At 40.1% G+C, this 17,214-nt stretch carries 10 protein-coding genes; 7 read left to right on the top strand and 3 right to left on the bottom strand.

Annotation, left to right across the window (positions count from 1 at the left end):
• The first annotated feature begins 70 nt into the window (after positions 1-70).
• From NLZ44_RS23425 to NLZ44_RS23410, 4 genes are all read left to right on the top strand, one after another.
• Positions 71-4,303: a PAS domain S-box protein gene (locus NLZ44_RS23425; RefSeq protein WP_493751333.1), complete on the top strand. Its 4,233-nt coding sequence runs from the start codon at positions 71-73 to the stop codon at positions 4,301-4,303.
• Between the two features lie 179 nt (positions 4,304-4,482).
• Complete coding sequence (locus tag NLZ44_RS23420; protein ID WP_493751332.1) at positions 4,483-9,870, top strand: ATP-binding sensor histidine kinase; 5,388 nt, start codon at positions 4,483-4,485, stop codon at positions 9,868-9,870.
• 110 nt (positions 9,871-9,980) lie between these two features.
• Positions 9,981-10,631: a DUF305 domain-containing protein gene (locus tag NLZ44_RS23415; protein ID WP_046321714.1), complete on the top strand. Its 651-nt coding sequence runs from the start codon at positions 9,981-9,983 to the stop codon at positions 10,629-10,631.
• Between the two features lie 132 nt (positions 10,632-10,763).
• Positions 10,764-11,279, top strand: a complete 516-nt coding sequence (locus NLZ44_RS23410; RefSeq protein WP_006622086.1) for a hypothetical protein — start codon at positions 10,764-10,766, stop codon at positions 11,277-11,279.
• A 182-nt stretch (positions 11,280-11,461) separates the two neighbouring features.
• On the opposite strand, the gene NLZ44_RS23405 is transcribed toward NLZ44_RS23410, so the two are convergent.
• A complete protein-coding gene (locus NLZ44_RS23405) occupies positions 11,462-12,886 on the bottom strand; it encodes a helix-turn-helix domain-containing protein (RefSeq protein ID WP_006622085.1) in 1,425 nt (474 codons plus the stop codon).
• Positions 12,887-13,075: 189 nt separating this feature from the next.
• On the opposite strand from NLZ44_RS23405, the gene NLZ44_RS23400 reads away from it, so the two are divergent.
• The 3 genes from NLZ44_RS23400 (at position 13,076) to NLZ44_RS23390 (ending at position 14,812) form a co-directional block, all read left to right on the top strand.
• Positions 13,076-13,975: an ATP-binding protein gene (locus NLZ44_RS23400; protein ID WP_046321713.1), complete on the top strand. Its 900-nt coding sequence runs from the start codon at positions 13,076-13,078 to the stop codon at positions 13,973-13,975.
• Between the two features lie 3 nt (positions 13,976-13,978).
• Entirely contained in the window at positions 13,979-14,320 is a 342-nt protein-coding gene (locus tag NLZ44_RS23395; RefSeq protein WP_493751331.1) for a hypothetical protein, read from the top strand.
• A 90-nt stretch (positions 14,321-14,410) separates the two neighbouring features.
• Positions 14,411-14,812, top strand: a complete 402-nt coding sequence (locus NLZ44_RS23390; RefSeq protein ID WP_493751330.1) for a hypothetical protein — start codon at positions 14,411-14,413, stop codon at positions 14,810-14,812.
• A gap of 129 nt (positions 14,813-14,941) precedes the next feature.
• Here NLZ44_RS23390 and NLZ44_RS23385 read toward each other — a convergent pair whose 3' ends face one another.
• Both NLZ44_RS23385 and NLZ44_RS23380 read right to left on the bottom strand, forming a co-directional pair.
• The gene (locus NLZ44_RS23385; RefSeq protein ID WP_493751329.1) at positions 14,942-15,844 is read right to left on the bottom strand and encodes a DMT family transporter; all 903 of its coding nucleotides are present in this window, start codon (positions 15,842-15,844) and stop codon (positions 14,942-14,944) included.
• On the bottom strand, positions 15,841-17,187 hold the full coding sequence (locus NLZ44_RS23380; RefSeq protein ID WP_493751328.1) for a TldD/PmbA family protein: 1,347 nt from the start codon (positions 17,185-17,187) through the stop codon (positions 15,841-15,843). Before NLZ44_RS23380 ends, NLZ44_RS23385 begins: the two co-directional genes overlap by 4 nt.
• Between the last annotated feature and the right edge of the window lie 27 nt (positions 17,188-17,214).

Here is a 17,214-nt window from a genome sequence, read left to right as displayed (position 1 = left end):
AGGTAGTCCCTAAAGGTGGCACAGGAAACCAGGGAGTCTGCCCACAAGTTCTCTGTTATCTTAATTGATTATGATATTCTCCAATCAAATCCAGGTTTTATCTGCTCCTTCGTCTCATCGAGTTAAACGTCAGTTAATGGGACGACTGATGACCCCAGATAGTCCCTTATTGGCTTTGTTTCAAGGATCTTTAGATGGGATACTGATAGCGGATAACTTGGGATATTACCTTGATGCTAACCAGGCGGCTTGCCAATTATTTGGGTTGGAACATCAAGATTTGATGGGATGTCGGATTAGTGATTTTGCTGAACCTGGCTTTAATTTTGAGGAAACTTGGCAAGATTTCCTCGACCAAGGGGAGATGCGTGGCTCATTTCGTCTGATACCACCTGATGGTGGTGTGGTGATGGTGGAGTATGTAGCCAGGGCTAATTTTTTGCCTAATTGTCATCTGGTGACTTTACGAAATGTTACGGAAATCCAAAGGCTACAAGAACAGGTAAAATCCTTGCAATCTGCCTTAGCCGCCTCTGTCTGTACTCCTGAAAAACTGCGACAGATTACGGAACAGATGGACGCAGAGTATTGTCTGCAACAAATTGGTCGCCATATTCCTGGGATAATTTATAAGTTTTGTCAAAATCTCGATGGTGGGTTTGCTTTTCCCTACAGTAGCGAAGGATTACGAGAGATTTATGGCATTGAACCAGAAGCCGTGCGGTCTGATGCTAGTGCCATTTTTAATGTGCTGCATCCTGATGATATACAGTTGGTAGAACAGTCTATTTTGGCATCGGCGAAAAATTTGACTCCCTGGCTTTGCGAGTATCGTGTAACTCACCCTGATGGTCGGTTGTTATGGTTGCTAGGTCATGCTACACCCCAGCGAGAGGAGGATGGTAGCACGACTTGGTATGGTTATATTCGAGATATTACTGAGCAAAAAGAAAGTGAAATTGCCCTACGAAGAAGCGAGAGTCAGTTTCGGAATTTGACTGAAAATCTCAATGATATGGTGTTTATTGCTGATGTGGATGGCACTTTTAGTTATGTGAGCCCAAATTTTGAAGAAACTATGGGATATCCCATTGATGAGTTGTTGGGTGGTTCTTTTGCTGATTTTGTACATAGTGAAGATGTGCTGGTTTGTGTAGATGCTTTTAATCGAGCTTTATTAGGGGAAAAAGTGCGAGGTGCTGAATATAGGGTGTTACATAAAGATAATCACTATTACTGGCATTCTACTAATGTATCGGCGATGAGAAATGATGAAGGTGAGGTGATAGGATGTTTGGGAATTGCCCGATATATTCATGACCGTAAACAGGCGGAAATGGCGGTGCGGGAAAGTCATATTCGTTTAGAAATTGCCCTAGAATCAGCTGATATTGGCACTTGGGATTGGAATATGCAAACCAATGAGTTGGTTTTATCGGAGGAACATTGGCGGAATTTTATCGGTGCTACGGAAGCGTTGGTTAATTATAATGCTAATGAGTGGACAAGTAGGATTCACCCAGAGGATAGAGAATTAGTTTATGATAATATGAATCGACATATCCGGGGAGAAATTGATATCTATGAGACTGAACATCGTTTACGATGCGAGGATGGTTCCTATAAATGGAGTTTAGGTATTGGTAAAATTGTGGAGAGGAATCGTCTGGGTGAACCGATGCGATTTATTGGAATTTATCAGGATATTTCGCAGCGTAAAGCTAATGAACTGGCGCTACAAGAACTGACTAATCAACTGCAAAAAGCTCAAAAAGTGGCGCATCTTGGTAACTGGTCTTTTGATGTGAAAACCCAAAAGGTTACTTGGTCGGAAGAGGTATTTAATCTGTTTGGTATGAGTCCGGAACAGGGTGAGCCGACTTTTGCAGAACATCTGACCATAATTCACCCTGACGATCGCTGTTTATTTCAAAATAGGGTTGCGGAAGCTAATAAGGGGATTCCCCAAAACTTTGATTTTCGGGTTGTGCGTGCTGGTGATGAGGTGGCTTATCTGAATGGTCGGATTGAAGTAGAACAGCGTGGGGATCAGGTGGTGCGGATCTTTGGGACGGTGATGGATATTACGGAAAGAGTGAAAGCCCAAGAGGAAGTTTATCGATCGCGGGAGTTGTTGCAAACTATTCTTGATGCTCTGCCACAGTCGGTATTTTGGAAGGATTATCATAGTGTGGTTATGGGGTGTAACCAGGCTTTTGCTACGGCTTTTGGTGGTGAAAATACGAGCTTTTTTATAGGGAAAACGGATTATGATTATTGTGTGAGCCGAAAAGAAGCTGAACATTATCGCGCTTGCGATCGCCAGGTGATGAATAGCGATCGACCCCAAATCAAATTAATTGAAAATAAAAGCAATGCTGATGGTAGCATGAATTGGGTAGAAACCACTAAAATACCTCTCCATGATGCCGACGGAAAGGTAATTGGTTTGGTGGGAATTTTTGAAGATATTACAGACCGGATACAGGCGGAAAATGCCTTAAAAGAAAGCGAGGCTCAGACCCGCGCTTTGCTTGATGCTATTCCTGATATGATGTTCCGCTATAGTTCCGATTATGTTTTTGTTGATTATAAGCCATCCATACAGGTGACACCGTTAATAGAACCCTCGCAATTTTTGGGTCGAAATCTCCATGAAGTCTTGCCGGAGTTTCTGGCTGTACCGACGGCTAAAGCCATTGCAGATACTCTCAACACTCAACAGATCCAGTTGTTTGAATATGACCTGGAAATGCCTGAAGGGGCCCGAAATTATGAGGCGCGGTTTGCTCCCTGTGGTAATGATGTTTTGTCTATTGTTCGAGATATTAGTGAACAGCAAGCGGCTTTAAGGGAACGCCAAAAAGCGGAACAAAAGTTGCAATCTTTGCTGAGTCGCACCCAAACTTTAAATCGGATCAGCACCGAAATTCGCAATTCTCTTAATTTAGATACGATTTTGCAAAATGCTGTCAATGCGATTTTTCAGGAAATTAAAGTTGATATTTGTGCATTTGTATGGTATAGATCCGATACCAATCCACCCTGCTTAGAAAATGTTAAGGAGCAGAAAAATCCAGGAATACCTAGTTGGATAGGGAGTTATAATATTGATAATTTTCCAAAATTATTTTATCATTTATTTCATGGAAAAATGTATCGGCTAGATGTAGTTAAGGATAGCCAAGACGAAGCCTTAAAAGAATTTTGTCAACAGTCAGGAATTGACAGTTATTTGGTGTTACCTGTGCATACTGCTGGCGGGACAATTGGAGGTTTTGAAATCGGGAGAGTTCAGAGTGATTGTACTAAGGGTTGCGAATGCGATCGCTGTTGGTTAGATGATGAAATAGAACTGCTACAAAATCTGGCAACTCAGGTAGCGATCGCCATTTATCAAGCTCAACTTTATCAGGAGTCCAAAGCCAAAGGTAAGGAATTACAAAAAGCATATCGGGAATTACAAGAAACACAAGTGCAGCTAATTCAAGCTGAAAAAATGTCGAGTTTAGGTCAATTAGTCGCAGGTGTTGCCCATGAAATTAACAACCCAGTTAGTTTTATTTACGGCAATTTAACCCACACTTCTACCTATACGGAATCTTTGTTAGAATTGATTGATACTTATCAAGAATTGTATCCTGATCCTCCCCCAGAAATTAGCGATTTAATTGAGGATATGGATTTAGATTTTATTAAGGATGATTTCCCCAAAATCATTAGTTCAATGACTAATGGAGCCTCCCGGATTCGGGATATTGTTAAATCCCTGCGTACCTTCTCCCGTTTAGATGAAGCCAAGTTAAAATCGGTGGATATTCACGAAAATATTGATAGCACGTTAGTGATTCTCCAAAATCGCGTCAATGGTAGCAATGGAAGTCCGGCAATTCAGGTAATTAAAGACTATGGAGATTTGCCGTTATTTGAATGTTATAGCAGCCTATTAAATCAGGTATTTATGAATTTACTCATTAATGCTATTCAGGCGATCGAGGAAAGACGAAATCTATTAAATACTGCGGCAAACTCTGATTATAGAGGATGTATAAACATCAAAACACGCCTCGCCCAGAAAAAGCAAATATTGATTGCCATAAAAGATAATGGTATTGGCATCAGTCCCGAACATCAAAACAAGATTTTTAACCCATTCTTTACGACCAAAGCCGTAGGTCAAGGTACAGGGATGGGATTACCAACTAGCTACCAAATTATCACCCAAAATCACCAGGGAGAGTTGAGTTTTTCATCAGCCCCAGGGGTGGGGACAGAATTTGTGATCAAGTTACCCTTGGCATAACTGCGAAGTTTGTATTACTCTATAGCACAATTTACAGAAAATTTTGGTTTTATAGGTTAAGCTATCAAAAGTTTAATCACAGACCGCCCACAATTAACTAGACCGAGGCTAGGAAAGCCTGGAAGCGCCTATCTATCCAAGTTCTGATTGAGTCAACCCTATTAACCACAGCTTACCCCATGATTATGACTCTTCCCTTGTACAACTTTGGCGAAATTATCTATCAAGGAACCCGCACCATAGTTTATAAAGGCACTAGAACCAGTGATAACCAAGCGGTAATCATCAAAGTTTTACGGAATCCCCATCCGAATTTTAATGAACTGGCTCAGTTTCGCAATCAATATACACTGGCGAAAAATCTGGAACTTTCAGGAATTGTCAAACCTTTATCTTTAGAAAATTATGGCAATAGTTATGCCTTAGTGATGCCCTATGAGGGACATATTTCTCTGAATCAGTGGCAACCAGACAAAATCTTAATTCCTGACTTTTTAGCTATAGGGTTGCAACTAGCAGAAATTCTGCACGGATTGTCTCAAGAACGGGTAATTCACAAAGATATTAAACCCGCAAATATTCTGATTCATCCCGAAACTAAAGAAATTAAATTGATTGACTTTAGCTTGGCTTCATTATTGCCAAAAGAAAATCAGACTATCCAAAATCCTAATATTTTAGAAGGGACTTTAGCTTATTTATCCCCAGAACAAACTGGCCGGATGAATCGCGGCACCGACTACCGCAGTGATTTATATTCTCTGGGAATAACTTTCTATCAATTACTGGCGGGAGAGTTGCCTTTTAATGTTGATGATCCTATGGAATTAGTCTATTGTCATTTGGCTAAAATGGCAACTCCATTACATGAGGTTAACCCTGATGTGCCGAAGGTTTTATCTGATATCGTAGCGAAATTAATGGCAAAAAATGCTGAGGATCGTTATCAGAGTGCTTGGGGACTCAAACATGATTTAGAAAATTGTTGGCAACAGTGGCAAAAAACTGGTAATATTGGCGAGTTTGCGATCGCCTCTTGTGACTTGAGCGATCGCTTTTTAATTCCCGAAAAACTCTATGGTCGAGAAAACGAAATTGAGGAATTATTAGCAGCTTTTGATAGGGTAGCTAATGGCGCATCAGAAATTATGTTAGTGGCGGGTTTTTCTGGGATTGGTAAAACCGCTGTAGTCCATGAAGTCCACAAACCGATTACCCGCCAGCAAGGCTATTTTATTCAAGGTAAATTTGACCAATTAAATCATAATACCCCTTTCTCAGGTTTTGTGCAAGCATTAAGGAATTTAATGTGGCAACTATTGTCAGAGTCTGATTTTCAGCTTGAACAATGGAAAGGTAAAATTTTAGGAGCTTTAGGAGGTGGCGGACAAGTTTTAATTGAAGTAATTCCCGAACTGGAAAAAATCATCGGCCCTCAACCTCCGGTCCCGGAATTATCTGGAACTGCCGCCCAAAATCGGTTTAATTTGCTATTTCAAAAATTTATCTCGGTCTTGACAACTTATGAGCATCCACTGGTGATATTTTTAGATGATTTACAGTGGGCAGATTTAGCCTCTCTGGAGTTAATGAAGCTATTAATGGAAGAAAAGACCTATCTACTGTTATTGGGGGCTTATCGGGATAATGAGGTGTCTCCTGTACATCCTTTTATGTTAACAGTGGAAGAACTGAAAAAAATGGGTAAAACGGTTAATACTATTACTTTAAGTCCTCTGGAGTTTGAGGACAGTAATCAGTTGGTGGCGGATACTTTAGCCTGTACGGTTGAACTAGCTTATCGAATTACGGAATTAGTTAATCGTAAAACCAAAGGAAACCCGTTTTTTATCACCCAGTTTCTCAAAGCATTATATGAGAATCAATGTATTAGCTTTAATCTCGAAAAACGCTACTGGGAATGTGATATTGCTAGAGTGAATTCCCTATCTTTGACGGATGATGTAGTTGAGTTTATGGCGATACAGTTACAGAAATTACCTAGGGAAACTCAGGAGGTATTACAGTTAGCGGCTTGTCTGGGAAATCAGTTTAATTTGGATACATTAGCAATTGTTTGTGAAAAATCACCAACCCAAGTAGCGATCGCTTTATGGAAAGCCCTATTATGCGGTTTAATCATCCCGGAAACTCAGCTTTATAAATTATATCTAGCTGAGTATAAAACGGAGTTAAACAGTATCCATACTGAAAAAGTAGAATACAAATTTTTGCATGACCGGGTACAACAGGCTGCTTATTCACTAATTCCTGAACAGCAAAAACAGGCTACTCATTACCGCATAGGACAACTATTGCTGAAACAAATTCCTCTTGAGTCTAGGGAAGATTACATTTTTGATATCATCAGTAAACTTAACTATGGTATAGCCTTAATTCCCACCCAAAAAGAACGGGATGAATTAGCCAAACTAAACCTGATAGCTTGTCGGAAAGCCAAAGCAGCTACCGCCTATCAAGCGGGTTTAGATTATACCCAGACGGGGTTATATTCACTTGGGGAAAAATCCTGGGAACGACAATATCAAATCACCCTAGAATTTTATAATTTGGGGGCGGAATTAGCTGCCTTGTCCGGTGATTTTGAGACTATGAACACTTTTATTGATGAGGTTATGTCTCATGGTAAAAAGTGGGTAGAAAAAGTGGATGTTTACCGGATTAAAATTCAAGCAAATGTGGCTCAAAATCAGCTAAGTCAGGCTATTGATATTGGTCAAGAGTTTCTGCAAAATATGGGTGTAAATTACCCAGCAAATCCCACCCCAAACGATATTAACCAAGTAGTTGCAGAAGTTATCGAACTCATTGGCGATCGCGATATTGACGACTTAGTTAACCTACCCTTAATGACAGATCTAGAAAAAATCGCGATTTTGCAGATAGCCAATAGTATGATTCCCGTCGCTGCTATCTCTCAATCTCCCTTATTTCCCGTGTTTATTTCTTTAGGAGTTAAGCTATCAATTGAATATGGCAATACATCAGCTTCCGCCTTTAGCTATAGCTGCTATGGTATTATTTGTTGTAATCTCTTACAAGATATAGATAGAGGTTTGAAGTTTGGTCAATTGGCGCTAACATTAGTGAAAAAATTAGACATCAAAACCGCAAAACCAGAAGTTACTCATGTAGTATGTTTATTTATTTTACACAGAAAAAACCATCTTAAAACCGTAGTTTATCTTCTACAAGACAGCTATAAAGAAGCCTTAGAAATTGGCAATCATGAACAAGCTGGATATTGCGCTCAAACCTTTTGCCTCAACTCATTTTGGGGTGGTGAAACTCTAGTCACCTTGGAAAAGCAGTCATCTGGATACTATAACGCTTTACAACGATTGAATCAAATAACCACTGCCAATTACTGTGGAATTTATTGGCAGTCTACTTTAAATTTATTGGGGTTAGCAGTCAACCCTCACATTTTATCAGGTGAAGCGATGGAAGAAACAGAAATTTTGCCTCGCATTACTGATAGTCATGATGTGCTGGGATTGTATATATTTTATCTATATAAAATGATGCTTTCCTATTTATTTGCAGAACTCAAATTAGCTGAAACTTATGCAATTGAGGCTAAAAAATATTTAATTGGTGGTGCTGGTATGATTAGCATTCCCGGATTTTATTTCTATGATTCCCTCACGGCTTTAGGCATTTATGCTCCCGAACATGAACAGAAATCAGAATTGTGGCAGCGTGTAGAAGAGAATCAACAGCATTTAGGTCACTGGGCATATTATGCACCAATGAATCATCAGCATAAGCTGGATTTAATCGAGGCGGAAAAATGTCGAGTTTTAGATCAAAAAGTTGAGGCTATAAATTTATATGACCAGGCAATTTTAGGAGCCAAAAAACACGAATTTATCCAAGAGGAGGCTTTAGCTAATGAACTAGCGGCTAAGTTTTATCTGAATTGGGGTAAAGAAAAGTTGGCAATGGTTTATATGCAGGAAGCCTATTATTGTTATGCGAGGTGGGGCGCAAAAGCTAAAACTGAGCAGTTGGAAAATACCTATCCTAACTTACTAAAACCTATTTTAGAAGCGACGGGATCTAATTTCACTCCTATGGCGACTTTAGCAACTGTGGTTACTCCGAGTATTTCAACTCACACATCTACATCGAGTAATCGTTCGTCGGGTTCGAGTATTAATAATTTGCTGGATTTTTCAGCGATTTTAAAAGCAGCCCAGGCCATCTCTAGTACGATTCAATTAGAGGAACTTTTGCAGCAACTCACTAAGATTATTTTGCAAAATTCTGGGGCTTCACGCTGTGCTTTAATTTTGCCTAACCCTGATGGAAATTGGCTAGTGCGATCGCTTGCTACCTCGAAAAATACCGAGAACAATACAGAAGGTTGTGGGGAACTTTTGAGCGAAACTACTAAAGTTCCGGTGAAACTGATTAATTATGTTAAAAATACTAAGAAAGTAGTAGTTATCGATAATCTGGAAACGGATTTACCTGTAATTGATAAATATTTACAGCAACGACAACCTAAGAGTGTCTTGTGTTTGCCGATTTTAAATCAGGGTAATTTAGTGGGAATTTTGAGCCTAGAAAATCGTCGGATTAGTGGTGTCTTTACGAGCGATCGCCTAGTGGTTTTGAATCTGCTTTGCACTCAGGCGGCTATTTCCCTAGAAAATGCTCGTTTATATCAACAGTCCCAAGATTATGTCGAACAAATTAAACAGTCGCAACTGCAATTAATTCAAGGTGAAAAAATGTCAGCCTTGGGGAATTTAATTGCTGGCGTAGCTCACGAAATTAATAATCCGGTCGGCTTTATTCATGGTAATATTAACGAGGCGATTAAATCCGTACAGTCTCTGAGTGAATATCTGCAACTATATCAGGAAAAGTTTGTTGATCCAGGGGCAGAAATTGCGGCTAAATATGAGGAATTAGAGATTGAGTATCATTTAGAAGATTTGCCGCAAATGCTGGAGTCAATGAAATTAGGGTGCGATCGCATTAAAGATATTAGCACCAGTTTAAGGATTTTTTCCAGAGCCGATCTAGATCATCAAGTTTCCTGCGATATTCACCAAGGTATTGATAGCACTTTGTTAATTCTCAAACATCGCCTCAAGGCTAATCAACACCGACCCGCTATTAATGTAGTAAAAAACTATGGTAATTTACCTAAAATTAAGTGTTTTCCCGGTCAAATTAACCAAGTTTTTATGAATATTTTGTCTAATGCGATCGATGTTTTAGATGAAGTCGCCATGAATTCAACCTTTGAAAGTCTCAAAATCCACCAACAAACTATTACTATTTCTACCCAAATTTTACCCGATCAAAATTCCGTAGAGATTCGGATTATAGATAATGGTTCCGGAATGCCAGAGTCACTAAAGTCTCAAATTTTTGATTATTTATTTACCACTAAAGGAGTAGGAAAAGGTACGGGTTTGGGATTAGCGATCGCTCGTCAAATTGTGGTTGATAAGCATCAAGGAAGTTTAGAGGTAGAGTCCGAAATCGGTCAAGGTTCCGAATTCTGCATCTGTCTACCGATTGATTAATCCCAGATGTTAGGTAAACATTTGCTATGATATCTATTCCTTGACTCTCCTGTTGACTAGAGAGTTTATAATTGGGGGGTAGTTTAAGATAGTTATCGGTGAGAAAGTTAATGAATGCGAATTTCCGAAAATCAACCTGGAGTTTGATAGCCATATTGGGATTAATTGCGGGTTGTGATTCCGTACCTCCGTCCATAGAGGAACCCATAGAGATCACTGGTGAAACCGTACCAACCATGGATCATGGAGGTATGGATCATGCTGATATGGATTTAGGGCCAGCAGATGAAAACTACGACCTACGCTTTATTGATGCGATGATTCCTCATCATGAAGGTGCAATTATTATGGCACAGGAAGTTTTAGGGAAATCAGACAGACCGGAATTGCAAAATTTAGCAGTAGAAATAATTCAAGCTCAAGCCACAGAAATTGCCCAAATGAGGGAGTGGCGACAAGCCTGGTATCCAGACGCACCAGATACACCAATGGCTTGGAATAATCAAATGAATCACATGATGGAAATGTCTCCGCAACAAATTAGTGCTATGCGGATGGATATGGATTTAGGCGAAGCAGATGATGAATTTGATCGGCGTTTTCTCAAAGCGATGATTCCTCATCATGAAGGTGCTTTAGTGATGGCTAAAGACTTACAAGAAAAATCCGATCGCCCAGAAATGCAATCCTTAGCGGAAGACATTTTGACCTCACAGGAGGCAGAAATTGCACAAATGAAAGCATGGCTGGAGGAATGGTAACTTAAATTGAATCTAATTTAGGGCTAGGGGTAACGGACAGATAAACTATCTATAGGCGATCGCGCTAAAATGTGATATTCTCCAATTATTTCTGAAATTCCCTTAATCACCATCCCTTCCCAGAGGATATCAATGAAACGGAAACACTATTATCTACCGGGAATTATTATGTTGCTCGGTACTGCACTCCTAGGGACAGCCCTAGCCAGGGATCTGACAGACCAACAAAGAACAGTTGTCTGCAAACTGAGAGATGTGGTTGAGGAGGCGGGAAGAGACGGTTTCGAGTTAGCATTCTGGCCCGTAATTGGCAAAGGGCCCGCGAGAGTTAGCGCACCGTTAACCCTCAGACTTGATCCTTCTATCGAGTATCTTTTTGTCGGCTATTGCGATGAAAATTGCGCCGATGTGGAGTTACGAGTCAAAACCATGAGTGGGGAAGTGCTGGAATTTGACGAAGATTTAGTCTCAGTTGTTTCCTTTGAGCCGCCATTTGAGGATGACTACGAACTATCCCTAAGAATGACTGATTGTAGTGCTGAAGATGGTTGTGTTTTTGGTATGGGTATCCTAGCGCCTCGCGGTGTGAAGGTTCCCCATTCTTCCAACCTACCTAGAGAATTAGCTCAATTTCAATTGTGTGATTGATTTACTTCGTGCCTAACTCCCGCCCGGAGAGTTGATCCGGGCTTTGGCAGTATTTGACATCAGAAACCGAGTTTTTATGAGGATGTTTGTTGATGAAGTAGTTTTGTCGGGTAAAAAATGAACCGTCAGCTTCCCATAACAAGCATCCGTGTCTCCTTGGTAAAATACAGAACAACTATCTATTATGGATATTGCCTGGTTTGAACATATTTCGCCACGACGGAATTTAAACTAAAAAGTGTCATATCTCCTTCATCTTGGGTTTCCAATATAAATCGCCTCACTAGAGATTTTAGTCCATTAATTAAATCGGAAATAGGTAATTTGACTCGATTGGCGATCTCCGATAACGCGATCGCCTCTGGTTCGTTTGCTAGTTGACTGACGATGACCATTTCACAATCACTTAATCGCTGCAACTGTTGTTCTAAGTGCCAAGATAATGATTCGTCCAACATCGGCATATCATATTGTAAAAAATTGCCAACTTTACCACCAAAAATTTCTCGAATTAGGGTAGCGATTATATTTAACCATAGTGGGTTGCCTTGATAAATATTGATCAACCTTTCCCATAGTTGTTGATCGGATAAATGATGGGAAATTAAAATATCTTTCGCTGCCATTCCCAAACCATCTAACACCAAAGTAAAAATTGGCAAATTTAATTTTTCTAGTTCTGCAATTTCTCTCGGTTTCTCCGAACTAATTAAGACGAAACAGCTATGATGGTAAACTTCGGCAACTTTTTGAAAAAATAGATGATAATCTTGACAAGCTGATTTATATTGACCCGCCCATTTACCTGGACTAAAAATTTCCTGTACGTCATCCAAGATGATCAGGCAACGATGGTGGCGCAGTTGGCTAAAAATTAGACTAATTTTTGTTTCGATTTCTATAGCTTCATCTATCTTCCATGACAGTGAAAATATTTCCAATAATTTATTTAAGATAGTTTCTAAAGTCGGCGAAAAGCGCAAACTACGATAGATGATAAAATTAAAGTTACTTTTGATTGATTCGGCAAGACTTATAGCCAGGTGAGTCTTGCCAATACCACTAACACCTAAAATAGCAACTATTTTTGCACAATTATTATGGCAATTTTGAGGATCATACTTTTCGTCAGTGACGATCCATTTTTTAAGTATAGATAATTCTTCATCACGTCCATAAAATGTAAAAATTTCCGCCGCATCACCTAAGTCGAGCTCAGGTGAATCTTGAGGTTCTGGTTTTTGCCCATAAGAAACCGGCGATCGCATTTGATCTGGAAAACAACTTACATTGTTATGAACCGTGACATGATCTCTCCCAATAACTGGTGAAATATTAGCGTTATTAGCAATGATCGCTCTGTCTAGTATCGACCTAACATTAACTTTACTAACATCTTCGCCTAATGCGTCTGCAAGTATTTTCCATAGTTCTGATGCCACGACCCTCACATAACCTTCGCTACAATCCCGTTCTTGAGCGATTTTAGCATATTTCTTTCCTTGCAGAGCTTCTTTGAGGATCGCCTCCTGCAAATCATCTAGATGTTTTCCCGTCTTGGAAAAGACTCTGTCATCAGCAAATCTTAAAATTTCATTAAGCTCCATAGCTGCTTTTATGAGTAACTTTTACTAATTTTAAGTAACATCTTATCATGCTTTGGATAACATAATATAATGTTTCATAACTAATTATCATCCCTTACCAAGTACATGAGACCATAAAATTATCAATCTTCTTATGGTATTATACTGTGGCAGTGGGGATAGGAAAGTAAGCCATATCAAATTCAAAGAATGAAATATGAAATAGTTAAAGGCAAAACCGACCCGATCAGCAACGAGCAAACCAGTAGTCTGAGCGAGACACCGCAGTGGACATTGGATGAAATTGCGTTATCAAAAAGTACCCGTGAGCAAATTAAGGAAATGATTGCTTATGTAAAAAATCGGGATAAGTTATTTGTAGAATGGGAGTTTAATCGTTTTCTCAAGACTGGTAAAGGTTTGAGCATAAATTTTTTTGGACCATCTGGTACGGGTAAAAGCATTACTGCTGAAGCCATTGCTCACCAATTGGATATGAACATTATTAAAGTGAACTATGGCGAGCTAGAATCAGAATTAGTGGGAGGAACATCCAAAAATATATCCCAGGTCTTCCAAGAATCGGAAAAAAGCCATAGTTTATTATTCTTTGATGAAGCTGATGCTGTATTGAGCAAAAGAATTTCAAATTTATCTCAAGCCGCTGATTATGGAGTCAATTCAGCCAAAAGCACATTATTGACCCTAATGGATAAATTTAATGGTGTGATTGTTTTTGCTACCAACCTGTTTGAAAATTATGACAATGCTTTTTTAAGGCGGATCATATTTAATGTAGAATTTCTCGTACCTGATTTAGAAATGCGGACTCAACTCTGGCAATTTCATTTATCTAAAAATGTTCCCAAAACCATTAGTTACGAGAGGGCGGCGGAAATCAGCGAAGGTTTATGCGGGGGTGATATTAGAAATATCACAATTAAACTTGGTCTAAAATTGTTAGTTGGTAAAGCTCAGGCTATTGACGAGTCTATCCTCATAGAGGAAATCAACAAATATAAAACTATCAAGCTGCATCACCAAAAAATCAGTTCTGATAATTTAGCTAGGATAGAAACCAGATCGACTTCAAATTTAAGAGAGGAATAAATCATGGCTATCGATCCAATCAGTTGGACTATTATTGCTGTCACTATCCTTGGAGCAGTCAGTCCTTATTGGAATGAAATTAAAGCTTGGGCTAACCGTGCAGTGGCTCAAATACTAGATACCATCAACCAAGCTGTTGAAGTAGTTACAGATGTAGTAATTTATTTGTTAAAGGAAAAAAATAGGTATTATAAACAGGCTAAAACTTATATTATGAACATTAACAATAAGGAGTATCGGTTTGCAATTGTCACAGAAAGCATAGAATTGTCTGACATTCCCGAAGAGTTTCGACAACAGCTTGAAGAGAGAGCTAAAATAAAATTGATGACAGCAAAAACTTAATAAAAACATCTATGTACAGCCACCAAAAACATATCTGAATAATTTTGATTGCTTTAACTTACCGATTGAAAATCATAGGTCAATTAATCAATGCCAGAACCTCAAGAAACAGTCGCATATCAATGGCAGCGACTCGTCAATAATGTCAGAAATTTACCCAAGCGAATATCTCAAGCCATTCAAGGTACTCCAGAGACCGAAATATGGTCAAGTCTTGAAAATCAAACTTTAGATTTCGATTTGCTGGAGGATCACCTCAAAGAGATACACAGAATCGTTAAAAAGGATGGATCTGATATATTAGGAACCCGTTTAATTTTAGATGAACGGCAAAACTTAATCGAGATCAAAATATATAGTCGAAAAGGAGAAAAAAATTCTCTTTTTACTAACCATGTGAAAATCAACAGTATGAAAAATATTCCGCCGGATATTATGGAGGAAATACAAAGTAAAGGTCGCGTTGAATTAACTATTCATCTAATGATATAAGAGTGCCAGTTTATCTTTTTTTCTGCACCATCATAGCCAAAGTTTTGTCGCGTTTTTGCTGTCCTATTTACCGTATTTTCATCGATGTAAACTCTCCAATTAATTTTTGAAAATCAGAACATTTATCAATTAAGCTAAAAATAACATCGCCACGCCGAAAATGGCGACTAATGCCCCTAAAAAGGCGCGGAAACTGATAGTTTCTCCCATGGCTATGGCGATCGGTAACACAAACAGCGGACTGGTAGAAGTGAGAGTTTGGGCAATTCCGGCGGCGGTAAATTTGAGGGCGGTTTGCTGTAACCAAATCCCCAAATAAGTGCCGAAAAATGTCGCGACAATAATGATTCCCAACACGCGCCGAGACTGCAAAGGTTTGACTAAGGCGAGGGGAGATAACCGCTGAATTGGTAGGGCTAAAACCAGGACGGCCACACCGCCTAAAATTCTTAATAAGGTACTCCACAGGGGACTGATGCCGCTTTGGGTGAGTGCCAAATGGGATAAAATGGCTCCGGTGGACTGGGATAAGGCGGCAATGCTGCCAAACACTAAGCCGCGATTTAATCTTAGGGGTATTCCGAGGGTTTCGGGCGCTTGTTCGGTAATTACCCAGGCGATACCTAACACGGTGATAAAGATGCCTCCCCAGGCGGTGAGAGAGAGTCTTTCCCCCAAAAATATGAAGGCAATTAATGCGGTTAGGGGAGGGGCGAGGGTTTCTAGCAGCAAGGCGCGCCGAGGACCTAAACAATTGAGGGTGGTAAAAAAGGCGGTGTCTCCGATACCTATACCGATGATGCCGCTGAGGGGAAGTAAGCCGAATACCCAGGGGGAAAATTCGGGTAATTCACCCCCTGACTGAAAGGTGATGGTGAGCAATAATAGACCGATCGCAATTCCGCCTTTAATGAGGTTCAAACCCAGGGGCGGGATTTTGGTGCCGACATTAGCATAAATCACTGATGCGATCGCCCAAAATAACGCCGCCACTAGAGCCGAAATTTCCCCGGGAAATTGGGTCAATATCATCCTTCCCCGGTAATCGATAATCCTTCCACCCAAACCCGAGGAGAAACGCCGCCATCTGTGAGTTTAACTTCTGATTCCACACAGACAATAGACTTGAGTAGTTGTTTAATATCTCCAGCCACGGTAGCGGACTCAATACTAATGCGATCGCCTCCTTTAATCATCCAACCATCAAAGGGTAAAGAAAACGAGCCTTGTATAGATTGTACTCCCGAATGGAGGGCGTGCAACTCATCAATCCAGATCACATTATCAGCAGTATTAATGTTGTAGGATTCGCTATTTTCACCTGTCCCCGGAGCCACACAAAAGAAATTCGGACTCACCGACACTTTCGCCCCCATATTACCATTACCGGTAGGTTGAGCATTCAGGCGGCGGGCGGTAATGGAACTATGGAGAAAATGAGTTAATATACCCTCCTTAATTAGTGCCACTTCTCCCCTCGGTGTTCCCTCACTATCAAAGGTAGTCGCTGCGATATTTGTCTGGTGCAATTCGTAATCACTAACCGATAACATCGGAGAAGCGATCGCCGTCCCAATTGATTCCACCGTAGACAAACTCTGGCGATCCAAGACATTTTGGGCATTAAAAATATTAGAAAACCCCGCCAATATACTCAAAAAAGCCTCTGGAGAAAACATCACCAAATAGCGCCCAGATTTAATCTTTTCATAGTTCAAATGGCTGATAGTTTTCTGGGAAGTTTCCTGTAAGCATCCCTCAATATCCAACCCTTCCAAGCTACGACCCAAACGGTAAGCACCCGCACTGCGAGGCTTTTTACCATCTTCTTCAGTCTTGCTATATAGATAAATCGAGGCATAAGAAAGATGTTCTTGTCGTAAAGCCCCCTCGCTGTTCACATAAAACCGGACTAAATCCCGTTGTGACAGCCCATTATAGGGAACCCCCACAATGGCAGGATGGCTATTTAATAACTTATTTTCCGCCTCCAGTAAAGTTTCTAACAGCGTATCCATAGGGGCTGCTTCCGCAGTGCGATCGCCCATGTCTTCTACCGGAGAAGTAGCCAAAGGACTAAAATCCGGGATATGTTCTTTCGCGCCAAAGCTACTAGCTTCCGATGCCGTTTGCAAAGCCAACTCCAAACCCTTGGGGGTCGTGTCATTAGTAGAAGTCACCCCCAGAGTGCCATCCTCATTCCAGACCCTCACCATAATACTAGAACGATTCGACGCTTTCACCTGTTTAGGAACCCCTTGATTAACCTGAGCGCTACTCGATTCTACCGTCGCACCAAACACATCAAACTTGCCGATTCCCAATTTACTCGCCGAATCTTTAACTTCACTAATCAAACTGTCAGTATTCATCATCTAATTAATCGCTGTTTTTTCTAATTA

Source organism: Arthrospira sp. PCC 9901 (assembly GCF_059013425.1).
This window is presented reverse-complemented; position numbering and strand designations above follow the sequence as displayed.

What these genes read in the sequence shown, in the direction of transcription:
- NLZ44_RS23425 (WP_493751333.1), top strand. Translation starts at nt 71, where the DNA reads ATGATATTCTCCAATCAAATCCAGGTTTTATCTGCTCCTTCGTCTCAT.
- NLZ44_RS23405 (WP_006622085.1), bottom strand. Translation starts at nt 12,886, where the DNA reads ATGGAGCTTAATGAAATTTTAAGATTTGCTGATGACAGAGTCTTTTCC.
- NLZ44_RS23390 (WP_493751330.1), top strand. Translation starts at nt 14,411, where the DNA reads ATGCCAGAACCTCAAGAAACAGTCGCATATCAATGGCAGCGACTCGTC.
- NLZ44_RS23385 (WP_493751329.1), bottom strand. Translation starts at nt 15,844, where the DNA reads ATGATATTGACCCAATTTCCCGGGGAAATTTCGGCTCTAGTGGCGGCG.
- NLZ44_RS23400 (WP_046321713.1), top strand. Translation starts at nt 13,076, where the DNA reads ATGAAATATGAAATAGTTAAAGGCAAAACCGACCCGATCAGCAACGAG.
- NLZ44_RS23420 (WP_493751332.1), top strand. Translation starts at nt 4,483, where the DNA reads ATGATTATGACTCTTCCCTTGTACAACTTTGGCGAAATTATCTATCAA.
- NLZ44_RS23395 (WP_493751331.1), top strand. Translation starts at nt 13,979, where the DNA reads ATGGCTATCGATCCAATCAGTTGGACTATTATTGCTGTCACTATCCTT.
- NLZ44_RS23380 (WP_493751328.1), bottom strand. Translation starts at nt 17,187, where the DNA reads ATGATGAATACTGACAGTTTGATTAGTGAAGTTAAAGATTCGGCGAGT.
- NLZ44_RS23415 (WP_046321714.1), top strand. Translation starts at nt 9,981, where the DNA reads ATGAATGCGAATTTCCGAAAATCAACCTGGAGTTTGATAGCCATATTG.
- NLZ44_RS23410 (WP_006622086.1), top strand. Translation starts at nt 10,764, where the DNA reads ATGAAACGGAAACACTATTATCTACCGGGAATTATTATGTTGCTCGGT.